Genomic DNA, 24,307 nt, shown 5'->3' on the forward strand with positions numbered 1-24,307 from the left:
GCAGCGTTTTACCCGCGAATCCGCTGGCGCCGCACCCAGAGCGTCGCCGCCCATTTTTCCCCTTCGATAACAGGGGATCCTGCATGGAGGGTGAGAGCGTTGGTTTTCGGGTCATTGTAGAAGTATTCAAAGTACACCGCTGTGCCCCGTTTCGGAGGAATCGAGAGGCCGAGCTTCGGAAAAGCCGTTTCTCCTCCTTCTTCCACGTCGTTGAGGTACACCACAATCGTGGCGATCCGGTTGTTCGTTTCCGCCCGGGTAAACGAGTCCATGTGTGCCTTGTACTCCTCGCCGGGCCGGTAATGGAGGATATGAAGATTCTCCGCATGGGATAAAGGCATTCCCATGATGTCTGCGAGCCTCTGTTTCACTCCGGTTACAATGGAAGAATGAGTCTCATCCAAAAACACACCGCTGCTCGTCCGCATGGCATGCTCACGCTTTTCGGTACCAATCCTGGACCGTTTAAGATGGGCGCGGCTCTGCTCAATTACCGCCTCACACTCCGCCTCATCAAGGACATTCTCCAACACAGCTACAACAGGTTCCTCCGAAAGCATGGTAACACCCATTTCGCGTCCATCCACTTCAATCACATTACCGGAACACGAAAACATCGACTGCTCTTTAATCTGGTTCAACCAGGTTCCTCCTCCACGGGCTGATGCCGTTTTTTAAATTTTAGCAAAAAAACAGCAGGCAGGAAGAACTATTTTGCGGCAGCTTGTTACACTTCTGTGTCGGTTTCGGCGGATACTGCCGCGAAAACCGGCTGAAAAAAGGCACAGGGGACCAGTATCCCTGTACCTTCTTCATAGCTTATTTTACCGGCTTTTATGGCAAAGTAGCGCTCGCGTGGTTCTAACCTTCCCTGCGGAACACGGTCTCACCGTTGATGACCGTCTCCACGACGTCGGTGTAAGCGTCAAACGGGTGCTTGGTCCAGAGGACGAGATCGGCGTCCTTGCCTTCCTCGAGGGAGCCGACACGCTCCTCCACACCGATGTGGCGGGCCGCCTGGCTCGTAATCGCCCGGAACGCGGCTTCCCTGTTCATGCCTGCCTTCACGGCGTTCACAGCGGAGGTGACGAGGTACTCAATTCCGATGACTGGGTGGTCAGTCGTAATCGAAACCGGCACATCGTGCTCATCGAGGACGGCGAGGGTTTCAAAACCTTTGTCCGCAAGCTCCACTTTCGAGCGCGTGCTCATCGTCGGCCCCACTGAAACCTGAACGCCGGCTTCTGCAACATGCTCGGGGATCAGGTGGCCTTCGGTGCAGTGCTCGATGGTGAGTTCAATGTTGAATTCCTTTGCAATCCTGATCGCTGTCAGGATATCGTCGGCCCGGTGGGCGTGGGTGCGAAGGGGGATTTCCCTGTCGAGCACCGGCAGCAGCTGTTCCATGCCGAGGTCCCGGTCCTTGATTTCCCCGTTTTCCTTCTTCTTTTTATAATCCTGGGCTTTCATGAGCGTCTCGCGCATGAGGGCGGCGATGCCCATCCGGGTCATCGGTGAAACGCTGCGTCCGCTGTATACCCGCTTCGGGTTTTCCCCGAACGCCCCTTTCATGCCGGACGGGTTGCGGATCACCATCTCGTCCACCACGTGCCCCGCCGTTTTTAAAACGACCATCTCCCCGCCGATGACGTTCGCGCTTCCAGGCATCACCTGAACGGTAGTCACCCCGCACTCACGGGCATCCTCAAAACCCTTTTCCCGGGGGTTGATGGCGTCGAGCGCGCGGATGTGCGGCGTCAGCGGCTTGGACGTTTCGTTAAAATCCTGGCCTTCCACGCCGACGCCGCTTTCATGGACGCCAAGATGGGTATGGACATCTATAATACCCGGTGTCAGATACCGGCCCTCACAGTCGATTGTTTCCGCATCGGCAGGAACAGAGATGTTCTCGCCGACCCCAATAATCTTTTCGCTGTCGATGAGCACTACCGCATTTTCGTATGTATTGCCGAGTCCATCGAGGACAGTTGCATTCGTATAAGCTTTCATTGCTTTCCGCATCCTTTCATGTAGAGAGTATTTTGGTGTACTTAAACTATTTCGTCACTCTAAGAAAGATTCCTGCCCGTATGGGGGAAAAACATTGGACGGGTGATTATGAGGGGCAGTTACGAAGATATAAAACTGAGAGTAACCGATGGGAGGGGAATTGTTGTGCCTGTGAAACGACTGATGGCTGCGATCGCTGTGCTGAATTTGACCGATGCCCTGATCACAGTAACAGGGCTGCACTTTGGCCTGATCGGCGAGGCAAATCCGCTGATGGCCCGGCTCTGGAGTGCAAGTCCCATTCTTTTTACCGGGGTGAAACTGCTGCTTAGTACCGCAGTCGTGCTTTTCTTACCCCACATCAGCAGTCCGGTCAGCAGAATCGTGACGGTCCTTACTGTCCTCGCCTTTCTCGGCTACACGTTTGTTCACGTGCTTCACCTCACCTGGCTCACTGTGTGGATCATGAACTGATCACCGATTGCCAACTGGAAAATCCAGGGTTACACTTGAGTGAGACAGGAGGGGGTAACGGAGGGAGTCTTGCTCTCTATTCACCAGTGGATGAAAAACGGTTCAGAAGCGGACACGATGGACATACAGTATAGATAAGGCTGCTTTTAAAAGAAGTTTCAGCCGGGAATCAGTTACTGGAAGGGTTGTTCGTTCTCTTTGGCATACAGGCGTGCTATACTTGTCTGAGCAGAACCCGCGAGAAGGTGGAGGCGTTTTTCATGGTTAAAAAAGCAAGACTCATCTACAATCCCTCTTCAGGGCGCGAAACGGTCATCAAGCACCTTCCTTACATTCTTGAACGCCTTGAAAAGGAAGGATACGAAGCGTCGGCACACGCCACAACGGGCAAGGACTGTGCCAAACGGGCAGCCGGCATTGCCGCTGACAGGGGCTTCGACCTTGTTGTGGCCGCGGGCGGTGACGGTACGATCAACGAAGTGGTCAACGGCCTGGCGGAAAAAGAACACCGGCCCACACTCGGCCTTATTCCCGGCGGAACGACGAACGACTTTGCCCGGGCGCTTCAGATCCCCAAGGAGATCGAAGGGGCGTGCGACGTGCTTTGTGACGGCGCGAAGAAAGCCATTGATATCGGAAAAATCAACGAACAGTACTTTATTAATATTGCCGGAGGCGGCACGCTCACGGAGCTCACCTACGAAGTGCCGAGCCGGCTTAAAACAATGATGGGCCAGCTTGCCTATTACGTAAAGGGCTTTGAGAAACTGCCGAGAATCCGTCCGACACACGTGACGATCGAGTATGACGGCAAATGGTTCGAAGGCGAAATCATGCTGTTTCTCGTGGCAAACACCAATTCCGTCGGCGGCTTTGAGAAGCTGGCACCGGAAGCATTTATTAACGATGGCCTGTTTGACATGCTCATCCTGAAAAAGACAAACCTGGCGGATGTGGTCCGTCTCACGGGAGCGGCGCTCCGTGGCGATCACATTAACGATGAAAGCATCATCTACGTGCAGGCAAACCGGATCAAAATTCATTCCCAGCGCGACATGCAGCTCAACCTCGACGGAGAATACGGCGGCAAGCTCCCGGGAGAATTTGTGAACCTGCACAACCACTTCGACATGCTTGTGCCGGATAAGAAGCTGTCCAATTTTCAGGATCTTTATTAAATGACTGGATTCCGCTCCCTGGAGAAGGGGGCGGTTTTTTATTTTGGGCTGGGAGCAGATTGGAGGAGGGTGAGGGCATGGGGGAATACATTATTCAGCTTTTAGTGGAGGGGATTTGGTGGTTAGTTATTTTATTTGGCTTTTAGTGGAGGGGATTTGGTAGTTAATTATTTTATTTAGCTTTTAGGGGAGGGAATTTGATCATTAATTTATTTTCAGCTTTTAGGCCCACCCCGTGAAGTACACTCATGCAGTAAAAAAACTGCCGCGCAATGGCTGCGGCAGTTTTATCTTTTCTCTGGAACGAGGCCTTCGATCCGGTCGTAGTCGGCGAGGGCTTTCAGCGTAGTGACGGTGAGCCAGCCGGCCCATTCCTTTTTGGCCTCGGTTTCCCATACGTCTTCATACTGTCCCCACTTCCAGTACGGCATCCAGGAGCCGTCCTCCTGCTGACTGGCGACCTCGTAATCGAGGTTTTTCAGGACGTGCCGCTCCAGCATGCAGGCAAACGGGGAGTCCGGAGCCGGCGCAAACAAGAGCGGTTTGGCACAGTACCCGCCCCATTTGGAAGGATCGGTCGTAACGGTGGCGCGGATATGCGGGCGAAGAGCATCGAGAATGTGGCTTTTTCCGGGCTCGGGCATCAGGTCGGCAAGACGGAGGAAACAGAGCGCCTCGTGCATCTCAAGAGGACCTGATCCTTCAAGGTACGTAAATACCTGCTCGTGCCAGATCGGGAAAAGATCCGATTCAAGCACCTGTGGATAGCAGTGAAAGTAGCCGATAATTTCCGCACCGGGATTCGCTTCAAACGTCTCCGCCTTTTTCTCGAAATGCCACCACTCTGCATGGGGCGCCTCGTTCATTTCCCTGATTTTAAGAGGCCAGAAACCATACTCACTGTATACGGAGGTGAGATATCCCATCGCTTTCTGGATGAACGGATGCCGCCACGATGCACCAGCAGCTCTGGCATACTGAAGCGCCACAGAGGTGGAAATCGGGTTTGAGACTTTCGTCTGAATATCCGGCTCAATCCCGTGAGCCACGCCTCCGTCCTCATTTTGGTAGGGAGTAAGGGCTTCAAGGACGGCTTCAGCCGGCCCGTTGTAAAAGTAGTATTCGAATAGACGCTGATCGACCAGCCGTGCGTGCGTCGAGATAAAGTCGGCAGCCCGCCTGTAACGCTGCAGTGGTAGTTTTTTCATTGCTTCTGCTCCCTTTCGAAAAACGGCCGGGCACTGGGGTGCCCGCACAGAATATACTTTTAAGGATATACCCTTTTTCAGGAAGTTTTAGTCCGGAAGTTTTATTTTCCTGGTTTCGGTAGTGATAAAAGTCCGTAAAAACGGCCGGCATCAGAGCCTTAGTATATAGGATGGAGATCGAGAATAAGAAAACGGGGGCACTAAGGGCTTCAATTTAAATTAATTCAACTATTCTCCGGGAGACAGCATTGTGCTGGATGACGTATAGAATAATTAAAACAATAGACAACCCGGCTCCTCCCAAAAAGTATAGTATAGATAATTTAGGGTGTGAGTCCCGGAAAAGGAAAGTCAAACCGGTAGATAATATGATATACATTAAAGTTAAGGCAGTATTTCTTAATAAATCTATTTCATTTGTCAGCAGGGCCTGATACAGGACATCAACCTGAGCACTATCCAGAAAAAGTGTCTGGGAATTTAAGAATCCGTGATGAATCAGCGTTCCCTGTTCCGTCTGCTCGTACGAATACATATAAGGGAACCAATTAAAAAAGAACAAAATCAATGGCAGGATTGCCAGGAAAACAAAACCTGCTGTGAGCCCCATTTTCTTTATCATTTCTCTCCTCCCAAAACTCAAAGGAACTTTAATTAAGTAATGCTACCCGTTAGCACAAGAAGAAATTTTTAAACCGTAGACTATTCTCCAACAAGAGAGGTTTCATCCGTAAGAAGACTATCTTTTACCATATTCACATGTTCAATCATATGACCAATGTTACCTTCGCCTGCATATAAAGACATATCAAAAAAGTCTTTATTCAATTCCGACCAGTATAATACATTTTCATCTCCTGAAACTTTCACATCTCTCTTCAATCTGCCAACATAAACTTCAACATAACAATTTTGCAGATAATATTTAAAGTCCATTAAATGATGAAGTTTAACATCCTCTTTAGAAATAGCAGTTTCTTCGAAAAGTTCTCTGTATGCAGATTCAATTCCTGACTCTCCGATTTCAATTTTCCCTCCAACTAAATTACTTAACCCTTTATATGGATTCTTTAATCGTTTACACATTAATAATTGATTCATATCATTGTTGTAAATCATCAAAACATTATATCCTTGCACAAAACTACCCCCTTGTTAAAACTCTATGCTCCGTTAGTTAAATAAAAAATAACATCCACTTGTTGAAGGATTCTCCCCGTTTGTTTAAGTACATTTTTTCACAAACTCATCATAAGCAGGTGGTGTTTGAATGTGCTGAATCGTTATGCTGTTCTTTCTATAAAGTCCCTTGTAAATTAAGGCTTCTATTCTCGAGCAACAGGGATTTAGAGCATTATTTACGCAAAATCTTCTCCATCGCTTTTCCCTTTGCCAGCTCATCGATCAGCTTATCCAGATAGCGGATTTCCTGCATGGTCGGTTCTTCAATGTCTTCCACTCGAACCCCGCAGACCACACCTTTAATTAACTGCCGTGAAGGGTTCAGCTGGGGAGCTTCCGCAAAGAAAGTCTCAAAGTCTGTCTGTTTTTCCAGTAGCGCTTCCAACTCTTCCTGGCTGTACCCTGTCAGCCAGCGGATGATCTCATCGACTTCTGTTTTCGTACGTCCTTTTTTCTCAGCTTTTGCAACATAATGGGGATAGACATTTGCCACACTCATTGTATAGATGCTGTGTTTGGTCACGATACATCCTTCCTTTCTGGTTGGGCTGTTTAATGACTTATTCTGGATTATCCAAAGAAATCCTCCAATCTCCTGGCAGCACGACGAATCGTCTGTTTCTGACAGCCTTGAACAGGAGCGGTGAGTGGGCCACAGAAAAAAGGCTCCTCTTCCATAAAGAAGAGAAGCCTGAGGCAAAACGCCGTTATTTTGCCTGTTCCTGTTTTTCCTCGCGCTCCCAGCACTCGGTGCCGGAAAGACCTTCAATGCGGTCGGCATAAAAGACCGGTTCTTTGCGCGCCTTGCGCTGCTCTCCGTAATCCTTAAGTACCGCAACGGCAATTTTACCGAGTATGGCAATGACGAGAAGGTTCATCACCGCCATGAGTCCCATAAACAGGTCAGCCATCATCCATACCGTGCTGAGCTCAGCTGTGGCCCCGAGAAGGACCATCCCCATCACGGCAAAGCGGTAGAAGTTGATGATAAAGCGGTTCTTGCGGACAAACTCCATGTTTGTCTCGCCGTAGTAGTAGTTTCCTACGATCGAACTGAAGGCAAACAGGAGAATAGCCAGGGCGAGAAACGAGATGGCCCAGTCGCCGATATGCTCACTGAGTGCCAGCTGGGTGATGGCGATTCCCTCTTCGCCGCTGCCGGTATAGGCGTCGGTAAGAAGGATCACAAACGCTGTCGCTGTACAGATAACGAGCGTGTCGACAAATACACCGAGGGACTGCACGAGTCCCTGTTTGGCAGGGTGTTTCACGTCGGCAGTCGCAGCTGCGTTCGGCACACTACCCATACCAGCTTCGTTGGAGAAGAGTCCGCGCCGGATCCCCTGCATAAGCGCAGCACCCATACCGCCACCGACAACTTCCTCAATACCGAAGGCGTGGGAAACGATCAGGCTGATGATCCCAGGTAATTCCGTAATGTTGACAATGGTGATACCAAGGGCAAACACAAGGTAAATGAGCGCCATAACCGGCACAATTACCTGTGTCACTTTCGCTACCCGCTGGACACCGCCAAAGAAGACGAGTCCCGCGAGAAGGGCAAGCACAATGCCTGTCCACCACGGATTGATGTCGTAGGCATTTTCAAATGCACCGGAAATCGTGTTCGCCTGCACCATATTAAAAATAAATCCGAAAGCAAGTGTAATCAGAATCGCAAACGAAACACCGAGCCAGCGTGCATTCAATGCTTTTTCCATATAGTATGCCGGGCCGCCGCGGAAGTTTTTTCCGTCCTTTACTTTATAAACCTGGGCGAGGGTACTTTCAATGAACGCAGTTGCCGCACCGAGGAGGGCAATCAGCCACATCCAGAAAACAGCACCCGGTCCACCGAGGGAAACGGCAAGGGCAACACCAGCCAGGTTACCAGTCCCAACACGTGAGGCTGTACTGATACAAAAGGCCTGGAAAGAGGAAACACCCTGTTTACCCTCCCTGGAAATTGTACTTTTTTCCGTTATCACTTTGAACATTTCGCCAAAGTAGCGGAACTGCACAAACTTTGTACTGATCGTAAACCAGAGGCCAAGACCGAGGAGGAGGCCAATCAGAATCCACGTCCATAAAAAATCATCAATAAACCATTCCAGTAATTCCATGACTCTCACACTCCTTTATATTAGATAGGATCAATATATTAAAATATCATAGATTGTAAGCGACAAATCAGATTATGTAATGATTTACATAGTCGCCCGTAAAAAAACACAGGAGGCTGCCTGTGCTAGGAAAGTACGATCACTGCCCCGGCAAAAAAGACAATCAGCAAAACGATGCCCGCAGCTGTTGTGCCGGCAACTGTGCTCCCGCTGCTTTCATCTTCATTTCCTTCCTCACGACTGATGGTGGTGAATTTACCGGGAGCGGACGTGCCGTAGATCTGTGGTTTTGGCATGTCCTTACGGGTAAAGACCTTCACGATGAGTGGAATAAAGGCCAGAGCGATGAGGACGATAAGAAAGAGAAGGAAGTTGGCCAGACCAATCGGTGTGAAGTAGGACAAGACACCTAAAACAGCGGCGGCTGCCAGTGCACAGGCACCACCCAGGATGGCAGGTTTCACAAAATCACTCCTTTCACGCCTTCTGATCGTTTTCATGGGCTGCCTGAACAGCCAGCTTGTCGATTTCCTCAAGCTGTGCTTCAATTTTGGCCCGGGCCTCGAGGTATTCGTCCTCAATGCGGGCCGATTCGAGGCGGATTTCGTCCCTTAAGTCCTCAAGCCGTTTGCGCTTTTCAGCGTACTTCACATAAAGCTCCCGGCGTACGTCATCACCCGGGCGCCTGGCAGTCAGTACAGCCGCAATCCCGCCGATAACCGATCCGGTGATAAATCCGGTAACGGCGATGCCTGCCTTAAATTCTCCTCCCATATCCGTCACACTCCTTATCAGGTGGTAAATCCTTGTGAAATGAAGAAAGATGGCCTTTAAGCATGCTCGCTTGTAAGACCACCTGGTGTATTATTCGGTAAGATATTAAACCTTCATATGTTCCCGCTGGAGTTCGGCTTCTGCAGGTGTCTGTTCCACTTCGACTGCTTCGTTGAAGTTACCGGCTTCCTGCTCCCGGCGGATCGCCTGTTTCCGCTCCCGGCGCTTTTTCGTTAAGTAGTAAACGAAAGAGGCGGTCCGCATCCAGCCGCGTACGTCTTTTTCGTCGATCCGCGCAGCATCCTGCTCCAGTTCGCCTTTCTGGCGCTTCGTAATCTTTACGATGGAGGAAGAAACGGTGTGCACCGATTCCCCGACGTCATTGACGATATGAAAAAGAGGGTCAAGCTGTGAAAGCTTGTGGTTCACATCTGCTATCGTTTCGTTCGTATTGTACAGGGTGAGTTTCGTTTCACTCGTAATGTCCCCGATCTGACCTTCCAGATTTTCCACCGTCTTTGCGGTATGGGTGAGAACTTCTTCTGTTTTCTTCAGCACTTTTGCCAGATAAACGACGAGTCCGGCAAATGCCAGTGCGAGAATAAATACGCCAATGCCCAGAAAATCCATGTTTTCATCTCCTCTTTACAGTAATTATGTCTCTGTCTCTGTCGTGCGGTTTTCCTGAATCATGTCGAGAAACTCAGCGAGATACTCGCCAAGAAACGGAATCGCCTGTGACCAGGTAAGGATGGCAATAAGGAGACCGATAAAAATCGCGGTTCCGATCGTCAGTCCGACACCCCTTGCAACCCCTGCAAGGAAGTTCACCTTGACCACTTCTTTTTTATTCGTGAAATGGTAGGCAATATCCTTCATGTGGCCTTTTGTCGATATTTCCTCCATTTTATCGATCAGCTGTTCCATTCTGTCGTTCTGGTCCTCCCGGCGTTCGTCCCTCTTGCGGCGGTGTTTGGCCGGGACTTTGCGCTCCTCCTGCTCCTTTGATAACGGCATAACGGTCTCCTCCTGCACAAACAAGTCTTTAAATCCGTTACCCTCTGCTTTCGTTTTGTAAACGTCTGGAAGAGGGTCAGTCGATAAAATCAGGCCTTGTTTTTTTCACCTGCAGGGCGTTGATCTGTCCACCAGTGAGGAGGACGAAACCGACGAGATAAAACCAGATCATCAGGACGATGACGCTTGACAGGGTGCCGTGGAGAAAGCTGAAATTCGCCACGTTTTTTACGTAAAAGGACAGGCCGAACGAGCTCATCTGCCAGCCGAATGTGGCAAAAAGTGCTCCAGGGGCCACCTGTTTGAATGTCAGATCCACATTCGGTCCGATCTTGTAGAGAAGAGCGAGAACCCCGAACACGGTTGCGGTGCTCACCGCCCAGACGAGCCACTCCCAGCGGGCGAGTGCCGCACCGGGAATCTGAAACGCCTGGGCGACAAAGTCGTCGAGAGTAACAATGAAAAACGGCAGCACAAGCTGAATAATGATGGCTGCGATAATGAGCAGGGCAAACAGGAGCGACAGGGCCCTTGTATGTAAAAACGGCCGTTTTTCCTCCGCATCGTGGGCAAGGTTGAGAGCCCGGATGGTGGCGTGGAGGCTGTTTGTAGTTGCAAAAACGGCTACAAGAAGACCAAAGGACAGAAATCCGCCGTGTCTGACACCGAGGAGCATGTCCTCATTCCGTGTGATAATCTGATCGACCTCACCCGGGGTAACCGCCGCCGTGTACTCGAGCAGGAGCTGCCCGTCTATGGGAAAAAAACTGAGCAGTGCCAGGCTGAAAAGGAGGAACGGAACGAACATAAGGAGAAAATAAAAGGCCAGCTGGGCAGAAAGATCGAATACGTGCCCGTCTTTAATCTGGTTGATGAAGCGGACAATCCATAGCTGCACGGAAGTTCCTCCTTTCATTTTGCGGTTCCGGTGTTCTTAGGATGACCGGAAAAAGCCGAAATATGGCGGTGAATTTTTCTTGAAATTGTGACGGTTTCCAGTATCATGAAATCAGGTGGAGAGGAGAGGGAGAATGAACAATTTACGGTTGTTTGCAGCAGTGGTGTTTGCAGGGTGCCTGGTGCTTGGGATCGGCCTGTCGTTTCTGACCGGCGGGGGGACGCAGGTGGCAACTTCACAGGCAAATGAGAATGGAACGATCGGAACACTTGAGCCTCTGAGAGACCAGGGCGACAGCGAATGGATGCTCGATGTCACCAGTCAGCTCCGGTTCGGGGCCAGGCTTCAGATGAATGACAGTGCGTTTGAAGGGGCGGTAACGATGGTGACGGATATATACGAAGAGGGCGAGCACGTCGCTTTTTACTCTTCTGCTGTTTCCATTTATGATAAGGCTTTTCCACTGGAAAACGCGGTGAATCTGCTGTCTCTGCTTCCTGCGGAAAGACCTGAAGAGGAGCGTGAACGCTGGACCCAGGTAGTTGGGAGCGCTAATGACTACGGTACCAGCTGGCTTGATACGGAGACAGATTTCCGCTCTGAGGGTTATTCGTGGTCCAACCTGGAGGAACGGGTGCGGGTTCTCGACGGTGTGCCCCAGCCTTTCGGTGCCATCAGTACGACGGGGCGTTCGGTCTGGCTTGATCCGGAGGCGGATTTCGCTGAGGAAAGCCAAAGCGGGACAATCATTGTATTCAGTGCGTACGCATCGACTTCAGAGGACGAGGGGAATCTGAGTTATTGGGATGAGCGGGAAGAGTAGGGAACAGGAAAAACCCCGGAACTGCTGTTCATTACAGCAGCTCCGGGGTCATTTAGTTTATTACGGCTTTAAAAAAAGTAACCGAGGAACAGAAAGAACGCGCTGAACGAGACGACGCCCCAAAGGAAACTCCTTGCCTTATTGCCTTTTTTCCCGTCCTCAATGGAAGAGAGAAGCATCATCGTCCCAACCAGGAAAAGGGCCAGAGGCATAACATTGCCGTCTTCATCAAAAAAGAGAACGTAAAACGCGATGAGTAAGGTAACGACAGAGAGGCCGAGGCGGAAATATTTATACATAGCTGAGGTTTTGCTCCTTTCGTCATGGGCTGCTGGTTTTACCGTACCATATCAGTCGGAGTCTTACGAGGGATTGTATACAGGGCTGGGGAAATTACCTGTATCGGGGGGCAATATGGAAACGAATCTAGCCTGTTGGCGTTCATCCAGCGGTCTGAGCCTGACATATCGCCTTTAAAATCAGCACAGGGAAGGCCGTATCGGGGAGCGATATGGAGATTTGCTATATACGTGGGCGGGGAGGAAGTCTTCCGTGCAGGCCGTATCGCTTATGAAAGCTGCAATGAAGCGGTCTATCGGTTGCCCGGAAGATGCCGTATCGCGTGGCGATACACAGCAGATCGCCCCTGATATTTCGGAAATCGATCAAACCAGTTAGCTCGCTTCGACTATTTCCCCACAGTTTCGAGCATTTCCGGGGAAATATTTCAGCAGATTTCCCGGGCATGTATTTATAATGGAACCGATTTGAAGCGATTAAATTTGTATTTAGAGCGATTAATGCGCGCTTTACGGTGTTCAAATCCTGCTTTGGAGCGATTAGGTGACCACTTGGAGCGATTAGCCCATTCCGCAGCATACTCACAAACACAAATATCAGCAGCGAGATTCCAGCGCCGCTCCACATTAAGCCCCTCTCAAAACCAGAAGACGCGGAAATCCCGCGCCTTCATCGACTCCCTATTCGTAAACCATCGCCTGCTCGAGAAGCGAAGCCATCTCATCGAGGTGAGCCACCGTCGAAATATCCTCCTCCAGAAGAGGCAGGCGCAGCTGTGGGAGTCCCGCAAACACCGCATCCACCTGAGCGAGATACTTTTCCTGCTGCTGTTTCCGCTTCACAAAAAACTGCCCGTCCACGTCAGATGGAATCACTTTGTTCACCACAACGCCTTCAACCGGAATGTCATGACGGCGAAGCGTCTCCACGCCGCGGCGAGCTTCCTCGATCGGCAGCCGCTCCGGGTTCATGACGAACAGGAATCCGGTCACGCTCCCGTCGAGAAATATTTCACGGACCGATTCAAACTTCCGCCTCCGCTCCTGAAGTGTATCAAATATCGGATCGTCCACAGGCTCTCCGTCGTTTAACAGCTGGGTGTAGTGCTCGTTCGTTTTCCTGCGCCGCTCAAGCATCCCGTCCATCCAGACGCCCATCATTTCCGGGAGGCTCATGAGCCGCAAAGTGTGACCCGTAGGCGCCGTATCAAAGATAATCTGATCGAAGTGCGCCCGCTCGTCCAGTAATATAGAAACAATTCGGTCAAACATGGCTGCTTCATCGGCACCCGGTGACGACTTGGCCATATCCATCTGGCGGTGGACTTCATCGATCATCGTCGCTTTCACGTGCCCCTGAATATTCGATTTTACCTGCTCAATATAGCGCTCGCTTTCTTTTTCCGGATCGAGCTCCATTACCCACAGATCGCTCCGCACCTCCACAGGCTCATCGCCGAGCCGGGTGTGAAACAGGTCCCCCAGGTTGTGCGCCGGATCGGTGGAGATGAGTAGCGTCCTCAAACCGCGCCGGCTCGCGCTGACCGCAAGCGCCGCCGCGGTCGTGGATTTTCCCACTCCGCCCTTGCCGCCCACAAACAGCACCGGCTTCATCTGTGTAAAATCATGCATCTCTGTCACGTCCTTTCAGAAGCCTCAGCAGCACCGGAACCCGTTGATGGGCGATTTGTCCATCCCCATCCGCAGGTGCCACTCGTGGAACCGTTCAAGCATGTGGGGGTAGAGTTCGAGCGTATAGTAAAACGCCGGATTCGGAATGCCGAGCATGTCCGAATAGCAGAGAATAAAAAACAGATCGTCTTCGTCCCGGAGCTCCCGGGCGATTTCCGTCCGGTGCCCCTGGCGGAGCACCGCGTCGTACATCTCAATAATCTTTTTGAAATCCATCGCTGCCTACAACTCCCCGAAGTAAAAATTCCGACAAAACCTCAAATCCCGAAACCTACATCGAAGCATCCTGATCCCGCGGCGGCTGCTGTCCGTCCCTGCGCATCGCCTTATACGCCTCAAGGCAGATCCAGCAGGCAAACACGAAAATTATAGAACCGAGCAGGAACAGAAGCAGGTTCATTTCCGCGCCTCCAAGGCCCGACCAGTCAAAGATCACCTGACGCCCCATTGCCCAGAGAGTCATGGACAGGACAAACACCATCGGAATGAACGTCACCAGGTAGTTCCGTCCCTGGCGCTTCAGCCACAGCGTCACAAGTAACAGGGTAATCCCGGCAAGGAGCTGGTTCGACGTTCCGAACAGCGGCCAGAGGAGATACCCTCCGGAACCGAATCCCTGCGGTCCCTGGGGAAGAAGCGCAAGTGCGGCGGAAGAACCGACGGCAACTGTGGTAGCCACGTGCTTCTTCGTCAGCTTCTGCACTTTGTACTCGGCACCGAGCTCCGAGATGATGTAGCGCATGAGGCGCACAGCCGTATCGAGGCTCGTTGCCGCAAAACTTACGACAATAACAGCCACGATCGTCGTGGCAATATCCGGCGGAATAAAGATCCCGCCTGCAAGCTGGCCGGCACCCTGGATGAACGTACCGAGACCGATGTCACCGGCAGCCCCGAAGCTTGAGTAGCTCGAGAGAAAGTCACCCTGCGTGGCAAAGAACGTACCAACAGCGATGATCGTCAGAAGCGCCAGCAGTCCTTCACCGACAGCACCCAGGTAACCGACAAACCGGGCATCCGTCTCCTTGTTCAGCTGCTTACTGGAGGTTCCGGAGGCCACGAGCCCGTGGAAGCCGGAAATAGCCCCGCACGCAATCGTAATGAAGAGGAGGGGGAACCACGGCGTCGTCGCATCCGCGTTGTACATCGGCGCCGTCATCTCCCGGCTTCCCATGAAAAACAGTCCTAGATACAGAATGACAAGACCTAAAATCAGCTGGTGGGAGTTGATGTAATCCCGCGGCTGAAGAAGTTTCCACACCGGCAGGGTGGATGCGATGTACACGTAAATCATCAGAATCACGATCCAGACGAAGAACGCCATCGCCACACCGTTCAGACCGAACGCCACGATATTTTCCTCACCGCCGAAATAGCGGGGGAGGTCGATCTGAAGCGCCGGCACACGTGAGGCAATAATGGCCGCGATGTACATCGTGGCAAGGGCTGCAATCGACGGCAGCAGCATGTTTTTGCTTTTCCGGTACACGAGGTAGCCGATCCAGATCGCCAGCGGAATCTGAATGAACACCGACAGCACCGCTGACGGGAACAGAATGAACAGGTTCGCAATGACCCACGCAAAAACTGCATTAACCATAAGTACGAGAATCAGAATGATAAATAAGAACAGAATTTTTGCCCGCTGGCCGATAATTTTGTTCGCGAGCGTCCCGACCGACTGTCCCTTGTTCCGCACCGACAGGACGAGCGCACCGAAGTCATGCACACCGGCTGCGAACACCGTACCGAGCACAACCCAGACAAACGCAGGCCCCCAGCCCCAGTAAATCGCAATAGCCGGACCAACAATCGGTGCCGCACCGGCAACCGAGGTAAAGTGGTGACCCCAGAGGACAAACTTGTTCGTCGGCACAAAGTCGACGCCGTCCTTGTACTTGTGCGCCGGCGTTACGTAATCCGGGTCGAGCCTGTAAATCCGCTCAGCCACAAACTTCGAGTAGAACCGGTACCCGAGGAAGAACACGAACATCCCTGCGATAGCTAAAATAAATCCTTGCATGACCAATCCCCTTTCTCTTTTTTCTGTACGGGCTTGTCCGATGTCTGAAGTCCCACAGTCAGTAAACGCTTACAAACCTTCACCCTCTATTATTTTCTATTTATTCAAAATAATCAAACCATAATAATTTCCATGGGTAAAAAAAGCATTACCGGCACACACTAACAGAGAAATTATGGCAAAGGAGAGTGATTATGGTGGGACAAACGAAACGCAGCAAAGGACGTTGGATGACATGGAGAGGATTTCTTGTCGTAGCCGGAACCCTGTCAATGAGCACAGGGCTCATGGTGCTGTTCCCGGAAGGCGAGCACATGCACCGCATCACCGGCTGCATCCTTCTCGCCGGATTCTCCTCGATCAGCCTCCCCGGCGCCGTAAAGGAAGTCCGCCCGCGCCTCTACAAAGGCTGGATCAAACGCTACGGCGACTGGCTCGAAGGACCCCGGCCGCAGAACAAAGATCTTGAAGCCTGATCTTAAACTTTGGCTCTGTTAAAGTCTGTTGTTGATTTCCGCTCCCTGCGCTCCCTTTCCGCGGGCACCGCTTCAGCCTCCTCGGGAAGAGCACCCTGCGGGGTCTTCAGCCGGCGCTGTTCCCGCAGGAGTGTCGCGCGTTCGCTATAATCAACGATAGAAATATCAACATCAAGCTTTAACAGAGCCTAAACTTTAGCACACCGGAAAGCAGCCCAGTGAGGCTGCTTTCTTCATGTACTGCCGGAACATACATATAGACATCCCCGTACCACATAAAATGGAGAAAAAGGAGGGAGAGAAATGAGCGAACGGAACGAACCGGGATGCTACAGAATGGAAGTCGTCTACGACTGGGTCCAGCGAGCCGTCACACTCCCCCTGCAAAAAGAAATCCCCATCCAGTCAGCCCCCCTGAGCGAGCAGATCCACTCCAGGTTCCACGTCACCACTCCCGAACCGTTCGCAGAAATCGACACTACCCCCACGTTCCTGGAAAAAAATCAGATCCGTTTTGAAACCGAAGTCACCTGCAGGGAAGTCCCACAGGCATCCCCGCAGCAGATCGTTCTGCCGGTGCACGGAAGCGAAGTGCCGCTCGAAAAAAGATTCTTCTATAAAGAAGGCACTCTCACCGTCACCTGGGAGCATGACGGAGACTGCCAGACAGCTGATATTCCATTTCGTCTTCTTGAGAAATTCTATCTGTACGCCCCTGAAGGGACAATGGTCTCCTGCAGCGCCGAAGTCGTAGCGGCCGACGTGTTCGTCAGAAAGGAAAGCGGCCGCTATATCGTGATGGCCGAACTGATCATCTGCCAGGAAGTTATGGTCACAGCACTTTCTGTTGTACAGCTGAAAGGAGTTTTCTGCTATCCGAGAGCCGATGTGGAGTACGTCGAGCCATGCCCTGACCCGCCATTTGCCCCGTAATTTTTGATGGCGGCCTAACTGTTCCCGCAATGTTGGGAACTGTATGATAATATGGTATTAGGAAAAAGCAGGGAGGGATTGCTTGAGTAAAAAAACATATTTTATCGCCTTCTTTGCAGGGATGTTTATTGCGTTGTTTGTTGAGCCGGTTTTATCCTGGTTCGGGATCCCCACGTACAGGGATTTACTCCATTATATGTTCGGGGATCCTGCCGAAGCTGATGTCTGGAACGGTGTGGTCTTTCCACTTTTGTTTACTGCTGCTGTTGTGGGATTAATTTTGTACATAATCTACCGGTTTAAAGGCAGGGGGAAACGCACTCGGGCGGAGGAAAAGTAGAGGCAGGAGGTACAGCCAGTAACCCGGCTCTTGGGAGCAGGTGTTTCCTGTGCTAATTTGAGTTTACTTGTCCTTATTTGGTTTTACTTGTCCTTATTCAGATTTACTTGTACTTAATCGTATTTACTTGTACTTAGCCATCCACGACAAAAAACCTCCGTTACCATGACGGAGGTTTTGCTGTACCAGTTACTACTAAATCTGCGCAAGTTCCTTCAGCTGCTTGTACTTCGCCGACACCGTGCCCGGTGAAACGCCGTACTTATCAGCTACTTTCTTCTGACTCAGCTTCATTCCTTCCACATCGGTCTCCTGGCGCACGTAGTATTCAAGCGCTGCGGAGAACACTTCCTGCTTCGTAATCCGCGGCTGCTTTTTTTCCACGAACTCGGTCCAGACGAGTCGGGCCCAAAGCAGCTCGGAGTACGGAAGCGGCTCGCCTTTCATGCCGGCCACGAAATCATCATAGATCTCCCAGTCGGTAAGGCTCAGCTCGTCGTCGGAGATGAGCTGTACTTTATCCGTAAGAATGCCGCTCAGAATGTGAAGGGCAGCCGGGTAGTGCTCTGTCAGCACGTCCCGCATCGATTTCCTGCCTTCCTCGCAGTAGTACACCCAGAACCGCTCCCACTCGTCAAAGAAGAGTGCCTCGAAGCTGTCGGGAATAATCATCACGTCGGAGCCGAGGGCGTAGCCGGACAGGGTCGGATACAGGTAGCCGATGACCACATCGCCCTCGCTCAGCTGCTTGGCCGCACCCGTCATATCGATGCGGATTTCCGCCTTGTCGAACTGCTCGACGATCGTCATCGTGCTGCCGGCGATCCGCTCGGCCCGGTAGATTCCCGGGCGGATCCGCTCCCACTGGGTGAGAAACGTCTGGAACGCCTCGGAATACTCGTGCTTGTGTTCATCGATAAACGCCTGGACGATCGTCCGCTCATCCACGATCGGCACGTTGAACAGGCTCCACAGGCTCAGACTCTGGACAAACGCCTGCTGGTCGCTTTTTCCGAGTACCCGCAACTCGCTCACATCGTTCCAGATCCGGTTCTGAAGTTCTTCTTCATAGGGCTTGCTAAATTCCACAACCCGGGGAAGGAACTGCTGAAAGTCCTTTTCGTCACGGATCGTCGTTGATGCTGCAGCCGCCTGGCGGTTCATGCAGCACTTCTTGTATTTCTTCCCGCTCCCGCACGGACACGGGTCATTACGCTTTACATTTGCCATCCTTAACATCCACCTCATACGTTCTGTAAAAATACCACCCCTTATCATACCACGGTGAAGTGATACGGTAAAACGAACCTCGTTCAGGAGGGTGACCGGGTAGGTCTTTAAGACTATTTTAGCAGAAGTTTTTTTGTATAGACATGTAAATCTTTCGTATTTTTCGCAAAAAACGAGCAACTTTTGAAACCGTTGCCGTAAAAACATCAAAGAGTGATGTTAAAAATATCCAATGTTGATTACAGCCGGTAAAACCCGCCCCAAACAGTGGTTTTGGCGATTTTGAATGATTCTGGAAGTGTGCTACGGTAGAAAACGTTGTGCCGGAAAGGGGACGCGCTGCTGAGAGTGGCTCATTCCAGTTAGACGTCTGACCACTCACCACACACCACCAGGTGAGCAGCGCCCCGGTTCGCCGCAGCGACAAAACATCAGGAGCTGATTTTTGTAATGGAACTACAACACGATCCCACATTACTCTGGTTTATTGCCGCCTACGCGGTCGTAATGATTGGAATCGGAATCTTCACGTCCAGGAAGGTTTCGGGAAGCGAGGACTTCGTACTGGCGGGTAAAACACTCGGTCCGTTCGTTCTCATGGGAACCCTTCTTGCAACCTGGACAGGCAGTGGAAGTATTTCCGGAGGCGAGACCTCCATGGCGTTCAGCTACGGGATATACCCGGCGCTTCTGCTCATGCTGCCGACTCTGATCGGAATTATCGTATTATTCGTGATTGCCCCGAAAATCCGTGAATACGGAAAATTCACCGTGGCAGGGATCCTCGAAGCCAAGTACGGCACCACATCCAGGAACTTGGCCAGCGTAATTATTGTTTTAGCCTACGTGGGCATTGTATCGTACCAGATGCAGGGCCTCGGTTTTATACTCAATCTGACGACAGGAATGGCGGTGGAGACCGGAACGATCATCGGTGCTGTTATGATCATCTTTCTTGCTATGATCGGCGGTCTCCGCTCGGTTTCCCAGACGGACGCTATCAGCGGCTTTCTCATGGTCGGAGGCCTCATCATCGCTGTGCCGACGATCCTCATCGCCGCCGGCGGCTGGGAGCAGATCACTGCAAACGTGCCGGAAGCCCACATGAGTGCTACAGGCGGCCTGACTGCCCTGCACCTGATCGGGTACCTTCTGCCGTCACTGTTTTTACTTCTCGGTGACCAGAACATGTACCAGCGTCTCGCTTCATCAAAAGGCGATCGCTCCGCCAAGCGCGGCCAGATCGGCTGGTTCGTGGCGATGCTCGTCATCTCACCATCCATCGCGTTCATCGCGTTTGCGTCCCGCTCGATTTTCCCGGACATCGACCCGGGGATGGCGCTCATGGCAACGACTCTCGTTATGCCGGTTGCTGTAAGCGGTCTGCTTCTCGCAGCGGCAGCGTCGTTTATCATTACGACAGGGAACTCGTTCCTCCTGTCTGCGGCCACAAACGTGACGTACGACGTGTACAAGAACTATATCAACAAAGATGCCAGCGACAAACGTCAGCTGTGGATGACGCGAATCTTCATCGTCGTTCTCGGTGCGCTGTCGTTTGTGATCATCAGCTACTTCCCGACCGTGCTGAGCGTGCAGATGTACGCTTACACCGTTTACGGAGCCGGGGTTACACCAGCGGTACTTGCCGTGTTCTTCTGGAAAAAGGTCAACGCAGCGGGCGGGATCTCGTCCATGGTGGCCGGTGTGGCCACGACGCTCATCTGGGAGATCGTTCTTTCCCAGCCGTTTGATCTCAACGCCGCAGTCATCGCGGTTCCAGTGGCGTTTATCGTTCTCATCGCTGTGACCCTCATGACGCAGAAACCGGGTCAGAACGACGGCGCCAAGCCGGCAGCTTCGTAAAACACTATTTAATAGGAAGAAAGTTCTTCAGCCCTGTGGACGAACCCGTTCACAGGGCTTTGTTTATGAGGCAGTTTTTCTGTTAACGCAGGATAGGACACTGGTACCGGTTTGCTTGTTCCAAAACCAGGGAAATAACACAAAAGGGAAAAGTACCCAAAATTTAGTTTTGACTGCTTAGCTGAAAAGCCTGTTTTGAGAGGATGGGTACTTGATCCTTCTATACCGTTACCATAGAGGAGGGTGCTGTATGAAAAAAGCTGTACTTACCGCTGCACTCAGCTCCACTCTCGTGCTGGCTGCGTGCGGAGACGACGAACCAGCCGGCGTGACAACCGAGGATAACGGTGCTGATGTGCTGGAGGACGAGGAAGAGGAACCGGTTGATGTGGAGGATGAAGACGAAGAAGACGCGCAGGATGGCGATGCAGGCGAAGAGGACGACGAGGAAGATGCGGACGCTGAGGACGACAGCGGGGCAGATGACTCTGAAGCCGGTATCGCTGAAGATGAGGAGCAAGACGAACAGGACGATCTGGACGCAGAGGAATGGGAAACCCAGGTAGGGGAAACGGTTGAGAACGAAGGCGGCTCGTTTACCCTCGTGAATCGCCTGGACGGCATTGAACCGATGGAATCAGGCCCAATCATCCTCAACATTGACCAGATCAACGTCACCTCCGCCCAGTTCGAAGGCGACTTGGCTGATTTCATGGAAACGGACGAAGCCGACTACATCCAGGTGGACATGCGGGTTGAAAATACATCCGATGAGGATCTCACCTTCTATGCCTCTCAGGCGACCCTCGTCACCAATACGGGCGAGCAGCTCGAATCAGACATGTGGATGTCCGACCATATCCCGGGAGACATCATGTCCGGTGTCACGGCTTCCGGTAGCGTCTTTTACGTGCTGGAAAACTCGGACGCTGAAGACATCGAGTGGGTCCGTCTCGTTTGGTCTGCCCCTTTCGATGAAGACTGGGAGGATGTTGGGGAGGAAATCGACGAGCAGTTTGAACTGGATTAGTCCGATTTTCAGTGAGAAACCGGAATAAATCAGTCCGAGACCCAGTGGTTAAAAACGAGCCGCTGGGTTATTTGTGTTTTTTAGTGACTGAGTACATGGAGGGGGCTGTTCTACTTAGGAACTCCAGGGGCAAATGCCAAATTAATGGCATAGCATATCATAATTTCTTATTAAGAAGGTGGAAAAATGTATTATTTCCCATACCGTCAAGAATGGTCCCCAGTATTGGAACAGTTAAACCAGAGCCTGTATGGTGAAGGAATGGTTTGTTCCATGACTACACAATTGTTTTATATTCCGGCTACTGCGGAATTAGAGGGAAATCCCGAACTGCACCAGCACCTTATACCGGCTTCTTATCATCGTGTAACTGCTGTCGGTTCTGTTTACCGGCTGCAGAACGGAGAATTGGATGAGTCCATTATTCAGACGCTGACTTCATGTGTGAACAAAGGCCTGCAGGAGGATCAGGAAGTTATGAAATGGTTACAGGTAATGAGAGACAATGCACCTGAAGGATTTGAATCATTTATCGATAACGTTATCAATTGGCAGCAGCGAACGGAACAAACTCTATCCGCTGCCAGGCAGCTGATTGGGCAAATGGGGTATGATACTGAAGATCAGAATGATTATGTCTCCTATTAAAAACAGAATTACCAGCATGCATAAGAGTGATAAGTCTGGTTAGAAGAAAGAGAGCCTCATCTACTGAGGCTCTCTCTGCGGAAAGAGGACTGTTTAGAAAAAACCTCTGCGTCTTCGGCTTAATAGGAAAATGGAGGTGATTAAGAAAAACGGAATAAAGATTCTTCTTAACGGGGAAGTGCGAAGAAACATTCCTCTTCTTTGGTTAACCCCGTCTGCAATTCCTCGAAAAACCTGCCCGTTGCGATCTCTTACTTCCACCAGATCTCCCTGATAGGCCATGGCCAAGCGCTGCATAATATCTTCCTTTCCTGTTTAAAAGTTTATTTGGAATGACTCCCTGGTAAAAGTCTATGTGTTTCTGTAAAAATATGTATGGACAAACCGGAAAGTAATTTGATGAAAACTACTGATAAAAGGTGGGAGATCCGGCTCTTGGGGCTTTTGAAGGGGGAATATGGTAAAAAATGTGCTGATGCCGTCTCTTTGAAAGTTTATATGACAGCCGCCATCCATTTTAAAAGACCGCCCTTTTCTGTCTCACGCCCGTTTGTGGTACAATCATTGGCAGACTAATGTGAGCGGAAGGGATCGAAGAACGATGACGAAACAGGCACCAGTAACGAAAAATGAAACCGTGACCCTCTCTTTTGAGGACCTCACCCACGACGGCGCCGGCGTGGCCAAACTCGACGGCTACCCGGTGTTCGTGCCCCGGGCCCTGCCGGGGGAGACAGGTACGGTGAAAGTGGTCAAAGTGAAGAAGAACTTCGCCATCGGACGCCTGATGGAACTATCAGAGGAAAGCACGAACCGCGCCGAGCCCCCATGCCCGATCTTCAAGCGCTGCGGCGGCTGTCAGCTCCAGCACCTCGACTACGAAGGCCAGCTGGCATACAAGACGAAGCACGTAACCGACGTTCTCGCCCGGATCGGGAAAATGGATGACGTCACCGTCCACCCGGCACTCGGGATGGAGGAGCCGTGGCGCTACCGGAACAAAGCCCAGGTGCCCGTAGGTGAACAGAACGGGGAAATTGTCGCCGGTTTCTACGCTAAGAGCAGCCACGAAATCGTCGACATGCCGAGCTGTGTGATCCAGAACGAAGAAAACGACCGGGTCGTCCAGATCGTGAAGGGCCTGGCCAAAAAGTACGGCATCCGCGCCTACGACGAAAAGAAGCACAAAGGTACGCTCCGCCACATCGTCACCCGCCACGGCAAAACGACCGGCGAGCTCATGGTCGTGCTCGTGACCCGCGGCAAGGAGCTGCCGAACAAAAAGAACATCGTGGAAGAGATCCGCGAAAACCTCCCCGATGTGAAGTCGATCGTCCAGAACATCAATCCGAAGCGCACGAACGTCATCTTCGGGGACAAAACGGAAGTACTCTGGGGCGAGGAAGTGATCTACGACTACATTGGCGACATCAAGTTCGCCATCTCCGCCCGCTCGTTTTACCAGGTGAACCCGGTCCAGACGAAGGTGCTCTACGATAAAGCGCTCGAGTATGCGGACTTAAGCGGGGACGAAACCGTCATCGACGCCTACTGCGGCATCGGCACGATCAGCCTGTTTTTAGCCCAGAAAGCAAAGCAGGTACTCGGCGTTGAGATCGTCCCGGAAGCGATCACCGACGCGAAAAACAACGCCCGTCTCAACGGCCTTACCAACACCGAGTTCGCCGTCGGGGAAGCGGAAAAAGTGATGCCGTGGTGGTACGCCCAGGGCGTGCGCCCCGACGTCATCGTCGTCGATCCGCCGAGAAAAGGCTGCGACGAAGCGCTTCTCGACGCGATCGCCGATATGAAACCGAAGCGCGTGGTGTACGTATCGTGCAACCCGGCAACGCTGGCCCGGGACCTGAAGTATCTCGAGGAGAAAGGCTACAAGACGCAGGAAGTGCAGCCGGTGGATATGTTTCCGCAGACGACGCACTGCGAGGCAGTTGCTAAAATTGAACTGAAGTAATGTAAATATGTAATATTCTCAGACCGCTTTTTATTAAGTGGTCTGTTTTAGTAAGCAAATGAACAGATTGTGTGGAAATTTAAGAAGAAAGAAATTCCAAGCCGGTAACAA

General features: G+C 51.6%; 27 protein-coding genes. 10 read left to right on the forward strand and 17 right to left on the reverse strand.

The genetic code is table 11. From position 1 onward, the window contains the following. Positions 1–8: 8 nt before the first annotated feature. Positions 9–641 carry a 2OG-Fe(II) oxygenase gene (locus FGB90_RS14265; RefSeq protein ID WP_306419240.1) on the reverse strand — a complete coding sequence of 211 codons (633 nt, stop codon included), beginning with the start codon at positions 639–641 and terminating at the stop codon, positions 9–11. Between the two features lie 220 nt (positions 642–861). Continuing rightward, positions 862–2,010 (reverse strand): amidohydrolase, encoded by a 1,149-nt coding sequence (locus tag FGB90_RS14270; protein ID WP_171051840.1) that lies wholly within the window; start codon positions 2,008–2,010, stop codon positions 862–864. Between the two features lie 165 nt (positions 2,011–2,175). Between FGB90_RS14270 and FGB90_RS14275 the strand changes: the two genes are divergently transcribed. After that, the gene (locus FGB90_RS14275) at positions 2,176–2,484 is read left to right on the forward strand and encodes a DUF5658 family protein (protein WP_138811517.1); all 309 of its coding nucleotides are present in this window, start codon (positions 2,176–2,178) and stop codon (positions 2,482–2,484) included. Between the two features lie 260 nt (positions 2,485–2,744). Beyond that, positions 2,745–3,662 (forward strand): diacylglycerol kinase, encoded by a 918-nt coding sequence (locus tag FGB90_RS14280; RefSeq protein ID WP_138811518.1) that lies wholly within the window; start codon positions 2,745–2,747, stop codon positions 3,660–3,662. Between the two features lie 287 nt (positions 3,663–3,949). On the opposite strand, the gene FGB90_RS14285 is transcribed toward FGB90_RS14280, so the two are convergent. The 10 genes from FGB90_RS14285 to FGB90_RS14330 form a co-directional block, all read right to left on the reverse strand. Further along, a complete protein-coding gene (locus FGB90_RS14285) occupies positions 3,950–4,870 on the reverse strand; it encodes a hypothetical protein (protein ID WP_138811519.1) in 921 nt (306 codons plus the stop codon). A 214-nt stretch (positions 4,871–5,084) separates the two neighbouring features. Continuing rightward, complete coding sequence (locus FGB90_RS14290; RefSeq protein WP_138811520.1) at positions 5,085–5,492, reverse strand: hypothetical protein; 408 nt, start codon at positions 5,490–5,492, stop codon at positions 5,085–5,087. Between the two features lie 80 nt (positions 5,493–5,572). Continuing rightward, the gene (locus FGB90_RS14295) at positions 5,573–6,010 is read right to left on the reverse strand and encodes an NUDIX hydrolase (protein ID WP_138811521.1); all 438 of its coding nucleotides are present in this window, start codon (positions 6,008–6,010) and stop codon (positions 5,573–5,575) included. A gap of 214 nt (positions 6,011–6,224) precedes the next feature. After that, positions 6,225–6,575: a DUF2200 domain-containing protein gene (locus tag FGB90_RS14300; RefSeq protein ID WP_138811522.1), complete on the reverse strand. Its 351-nt coding sequence runs from the start codon at positions 6,573–6,575 to the stop codon at positions 6,225–6,227. 184 nt (positions 6,576–6,759) lie between these two features. Next, positions 6,760–8,175 (reverse strand): alanine/glycine:cation symporter family protein, encoded by a 1,416-nt coding sequence (locus tag FGB90_RS14305; RefSeq protein ID WP_171051841.1) that lies wholly within the window; start codon positions 8,173–8,175, stop codon positions 6,760–6,762. 125 nt (positions 8,176–8,300) lie between these two features. Then, a complete protein-coding gene (locus tag FGB90_RS14310; protein ID WP_138811524.1) occupies positions 8,301–8,639 on the reverse strand; it encodes a hypothetical protein in 339 nt (112 codons plus the stop codon). 13 nt (positions 8,640–8,652) lie between these two features. Next, entirely contained in the window at positions 8,653–8,949 is a 297-nt protein-coding gene (locus FGB90_RS14315; protein ID WP_138811525.1) for a YtxH domain-containing protein, read from the reverse strand. Between the two features lie 105 nt (positions 8,950–9,054). Next, on the reverse strand, positions 9,055–9,579 hold the full coding sequence (locus FGB90_RS14320) for a DUF948 domain-containing protein (RefSeq protein WP_138811526.1): 525 nt from the start codon (positions 9,577–9,579) through the stop codon (positions 9,055–9,057). A 24-nt stretch (positions 9,580–9,603) separates the two neighbouring features. Further along, positions 9,604–9,966 (reverse strand): DUF5665 domain-containing protein, encoded by a 363-nt coding sequence (locus FGB90_RS14325; protein ID WP_138811527.1) that lies wholly within the window; start codon positions 9,964–9,966, stop codon positions 9,604–9,606. Positions 9,967–10,042: 76 nt separating this feature from the next. Continuing rightward, entirely contained in the window at positions 10,043–10,864 is an 822-nt protein-coding gene (locus FGB90_RS14330) for a YihY/virulence factor BrkB family protein (RefSeq protein ID WP_171051842.1), read from the reverse strand. Positions 10,865–10,997: 133 nt separating this feature from the next. Between FGB90_RS14330 and FGB90_RS14335 the strand changes: the two genes are divergently transcribed. Continuing rightward, the gene (locus FGB90_RS14335; RefSeq protein WP_138811529.1) at positions 10,998–11,687 is read left to right on the forward strand and encodes a hypothetical protein; all 690 of its coding nucleotides are present in this window, start codon (positions 10,998–11,000) and stop codon (positions 11,685–11,687) included. A 68-nt stretch (positions 11,688–11,755) separates the two neighbouring features. Here the strand turns inward: FGB90_RS14335 and FGB90_RS14340 are convergent, their stop codons facing one another. From FGB90_RS14340 to FGB90_RS14355, 4 genes are all read right to left on the reverse strand, one after another. Then, on the reverse strand, positions 11,756–11,986 hold the full coding sequence (locus FGB90_RS14340) for a hypothetical protein (RefSeq protein WP_138811530.1): 231 nt from the start codon (positions 11,984–11,986) through the stop codon (positions 11,756–11,758). A gap of 681 nt (positions 11,987–12,667) precedes the next feature. Further along, on the reverse strand, positions 12,668–13,618 hold the full coding sequence (locus FGB90_RS14345) for an ArsA family ATPase (RefSeq protein ID WP_138811531.1): 951 nt from the start codon (positions 13,616–13,618) through the stop codon (positions 12,668–12,670). 24 nt (positions 13,619–13,642) lie between these two features. After that, positions 13,643–13,894 carry a cory-CC-star protein gene (locus FGB90_RS14350; protein WP_138811532.1) on the reverse strand — a complete coding sequence of 84 codons (252 nt, stop codon included), beginning with the start codon at positions 13,892–13,894 and terminating at the stop codon, positions 13,643–13,645. Positions 13,895–13,949: 55 nt separating this feature from the next. Continuing rightward, the gene (locus FGB90_RS14355; RefSeq protein ID WP_138811533.1) at positions 13,950–15,701 is read right to left on the reverse strand and encodes a carbon starvation CstA family protein; all 1,752 of its coding nucleotides are present in this window, start codon (positions 15,699–15,701) and stop codon (positions 13,950–13,952) included. Positions 15,702–15,895: 194 nt separating this feature from the next. Here FGB90_RS14355 and FGB90_RS14360 point away from each other — a divergent pair, with 194 nt between their 5' ends. From FGB90_RS14360 to FGB90_RS14370, 3 genes are all read left to right on the forward strand, one after another. Continuing rightward, entirely contained in the window at positions 15,896–16,177 is a 282-nt protein-coding gene (locus FGB90_RS14360) for a hypothetical protein (RefSeq protein WP_138811534.1), read from the forward strand. Between the two features lie 303 nt (positions 16,178–16,480). Next, positions 16,481–17,110 (forward strand): BMQ_0737 family morphogenetic spore coat protein, encoded by a 630-nt coding sequence (locus FGB90_RS14365; RefSeq protein ID WP_138811535.1) that lies wholly within the window; start codon positions 16,481–16,483, stop codon positions 17,108–17,110. Positions 17,111–17,192: 82 nt separating this feature from the next. After that, positions 17,193–17,450 carry a hypothetical protein gene (locus tag FGB90_RS14370; RefSeq protein WP_138811536.1) on the forward strand — a complete coding sequence of 86 codons (258 nt, stop codon included), beginning with the start codon at positions 17,193–17,195 and terminating at the stop codon, positions 17,448–17,450. Positions 17,451–17,645: 195 nt separating this feature from the next. On the opposite strand, the gene FGB90_RS14375 is transcribed toward FGB90_RS14370, so the two are convergent. Then, the gene (locus tag FGB90_RS14375) at positions 17,646–18,680 is read right to left on the reverse strand and encodes an SEC-C domain-containing protein (RefSeq protein ID WP_210237244.1); all 1,035 of its coding nucleotides are present in this window, start codon (positions 18,678–18,680) and stop codon (positions 17,646–17,648) included. 450 nt (positions 18,681–19,130) lie between these two features. On the opposite strand from FGB90_RS14375, the gene FGB90_RS14380 reads away from it, so the two are divergent. The 4 genes from FGB90_RS14380 (at position 19,131) to rlmD (ending at position 24,196) form a co-directional block, all read left to right on the forward strand. Continuing rightward, positions 19,131–20,546, forward strand: coding sequence for a sodium:solute symporter family protein (locus FGB90_RS14380; RefSeq protein ID WP_138811538.1), 1,416 nt, complete (start codon positions 19,131–19,133; stop codon positions 20,544–20,546). Positions 20,547–20,796: 250 nt separating this feature from the next. Further along, positions 20,797–21,576, forward strand: a complete 780-nt coding sequence (locus FGB90_RS14385; RefSeq protein ID WP_138811539.1) for a DUF4352 domain-containing protein — start codon at positions 20,797–20,799, stop codon at positions 21,574–21,576. Between the two features lie 273 nt (positions 21,577–21,849). Further along, the gene (locus FGB90_RS14390; RefSeq protein WP_246056189.1) at positions 21,850–22,224 is read left to right on the forward strand and encodes a hypothetical protein; all 375 of its coding nucleotides are present in this window, start codon (positions 21,850–21,852) and stop codon (positions 22,222–22,224) included. Positions 22,225–22,825: 601 nt separating this feature from the next. Further along, positions 22,826–24,196 (forward strand): 23S rRNA (uracil(1939)-C(5))-methyltransferase RlmD, encoded by a 1,371-nt coding sequence (gene rlmD, locus FGB90_RS14400; RefSeq protein ID WP_138811542.1) that lies wholly within the window; start codon positions 22,826–22,828, stop codon positions 24,194–24,196. The last annotated feature ends 111 nt before the right edge of the window (positions 24,197–24,307 follow it).

It is taken from the genome of Alteribacter natronophilus (assembly GCF_006007885.1).
Lineage (GTDB): Bacteria > Bacillota > Bacilli > Bacillales > Salisediminibacteriaceae > Alteribacter > Alteribacter natronophilus.

Coding starts and splice junctions, on each gene's coding strand:
- FGB90_RS14270 (WP_171051840.1), bottom strand. CDS start 2,010: ATGAAAGCTTATACGAATGCAACTGTCCTCGATGGACTCGGCAATACA.
- FGB90_RS14280 (WP_138811518.1), top strand. CDS start 2,745: ATGGTTAAAAAAGCAAGACTCATCTACAATCCCTCTTCAGGGCGCGAA.
- FGB90_RS14285 (WP_138811519.1), bottom strand. CDS start 4,870: ATGAAAAAACTACCACTGCAGCGTTACAGGCGGGCTGCCGACTTTATC.
- FGB90_RS14290 (WP_138811520.1), bottom strand. CDS start 5,492: ATGATAAAGAAAATGGGGCTCACAGCAGGTTTTGTTTTCCTGGCAATC.
- FGB90_RS14305 (WP_171051841.1), bottom strand. CDS start 8,175: ATGGAATTACTGGAATGGTTTATTGATGATTTTTTATGGACGTGGATT.
- FGB90_RS14315 (WP_138811525.1), bottom strand. CDS start 8,949: ATGGGAGGAGAATTTAAGGCAGGCATCGCCGTTACCGGATTTATCACC.
- FGB90_RS14320 (WP_138811526.1), bottom strand. CDS start 9,579: ATGGATTTTCTGGGCATTGGCGTATTTATTCTCGCACTGGCATTTGCC.
- FGB90_RS14325 (WP_138811527.1), bottom strand. CDS start 9,966: ATGCCGTTATCAAAGGAGCAGGAGGAGCGCAAAGTCCCGGCCAAACAC.
- FGB90_RS14335 (WP_138811529.1), top strand. CDS start 10,998: ATGAACAATTTACGGTTGTTTGCAGCAGTGGTGTTTGCAGGGTGCCTG.
- FGB90_RS14340 (WP_138811530.1), bottom strand. CDS start 11,986: ATGTATAAATATTTCCGCCTCGGCCTCTCTGTCGTTACCTTACTCATC.
- FGB90_RS14345 (WP_138811531.1), bottom strand. CDS start 13,618: ATGCATGATTTTACACAGATGAAGCCGGTGCTGTTTGTGGGCGGCAAG.
- FGB90_RS14350 (WP_138811532.1), bottom strand. CDS start 13,894: ATGGATTTCAAAAAGATTATTGAGATGTACGACGCGGTGCTCCGCCAG.
- FGB90_RS14355 (WP_138811533.1), bottom strand. CDS start 15,701: ATGCAAGGATTTATTTTAGCTATCGCAGGGATGTTCGTGTTCTTCCTC.
- FGB90_RS14360 (WP_138811534.1), top strand. CDS start 15,896: ATGGTGGGACAAACGAAACGCAGCAAAGGACGTTGGATGACATGGAGA.
- FGB90_RS14365 (WP_138811535.1), top strand. CDS start 16,481: ATGAGCGAACGGAACGAACCGGGATGCTACAGAATGGAAGTCGTCTAC.
- FGB90_RS14375 (WP_210237244.1), bottom strand. CDS start 18,680: ATGGCAAATGTAAAGCGTAATGACCCGTGTCCGTGCGGGAGCGGGAAG.
- FGB90_RS14380 (WP_138811538.1), top strand. CDS start 19,131: ATGGAACTACAACACGATCCCACATTACTCTGGTTTATTGCCGCCTAC.
- FGB90_RS14385 (WP_138811539.1), top strand. CDS start 20,797: ATGAAAAAAGCTGTACTTACCGCTGCACTCAGCTCCACTCTCGTGCTG.
- FGB90_RS14390 (WP_246056189.1), top strand. CDS start 21,850: ATGACTACACAATTGTTTTATATTCCGGCTACTGCGGAATTAGAGGGA.
- rlmD (WP_138811542.1), top strand. CDS start 22,826: ATGACGAAACAGGCACCAGTAACGAAAAATGAAACCGTGACCCTCTCT.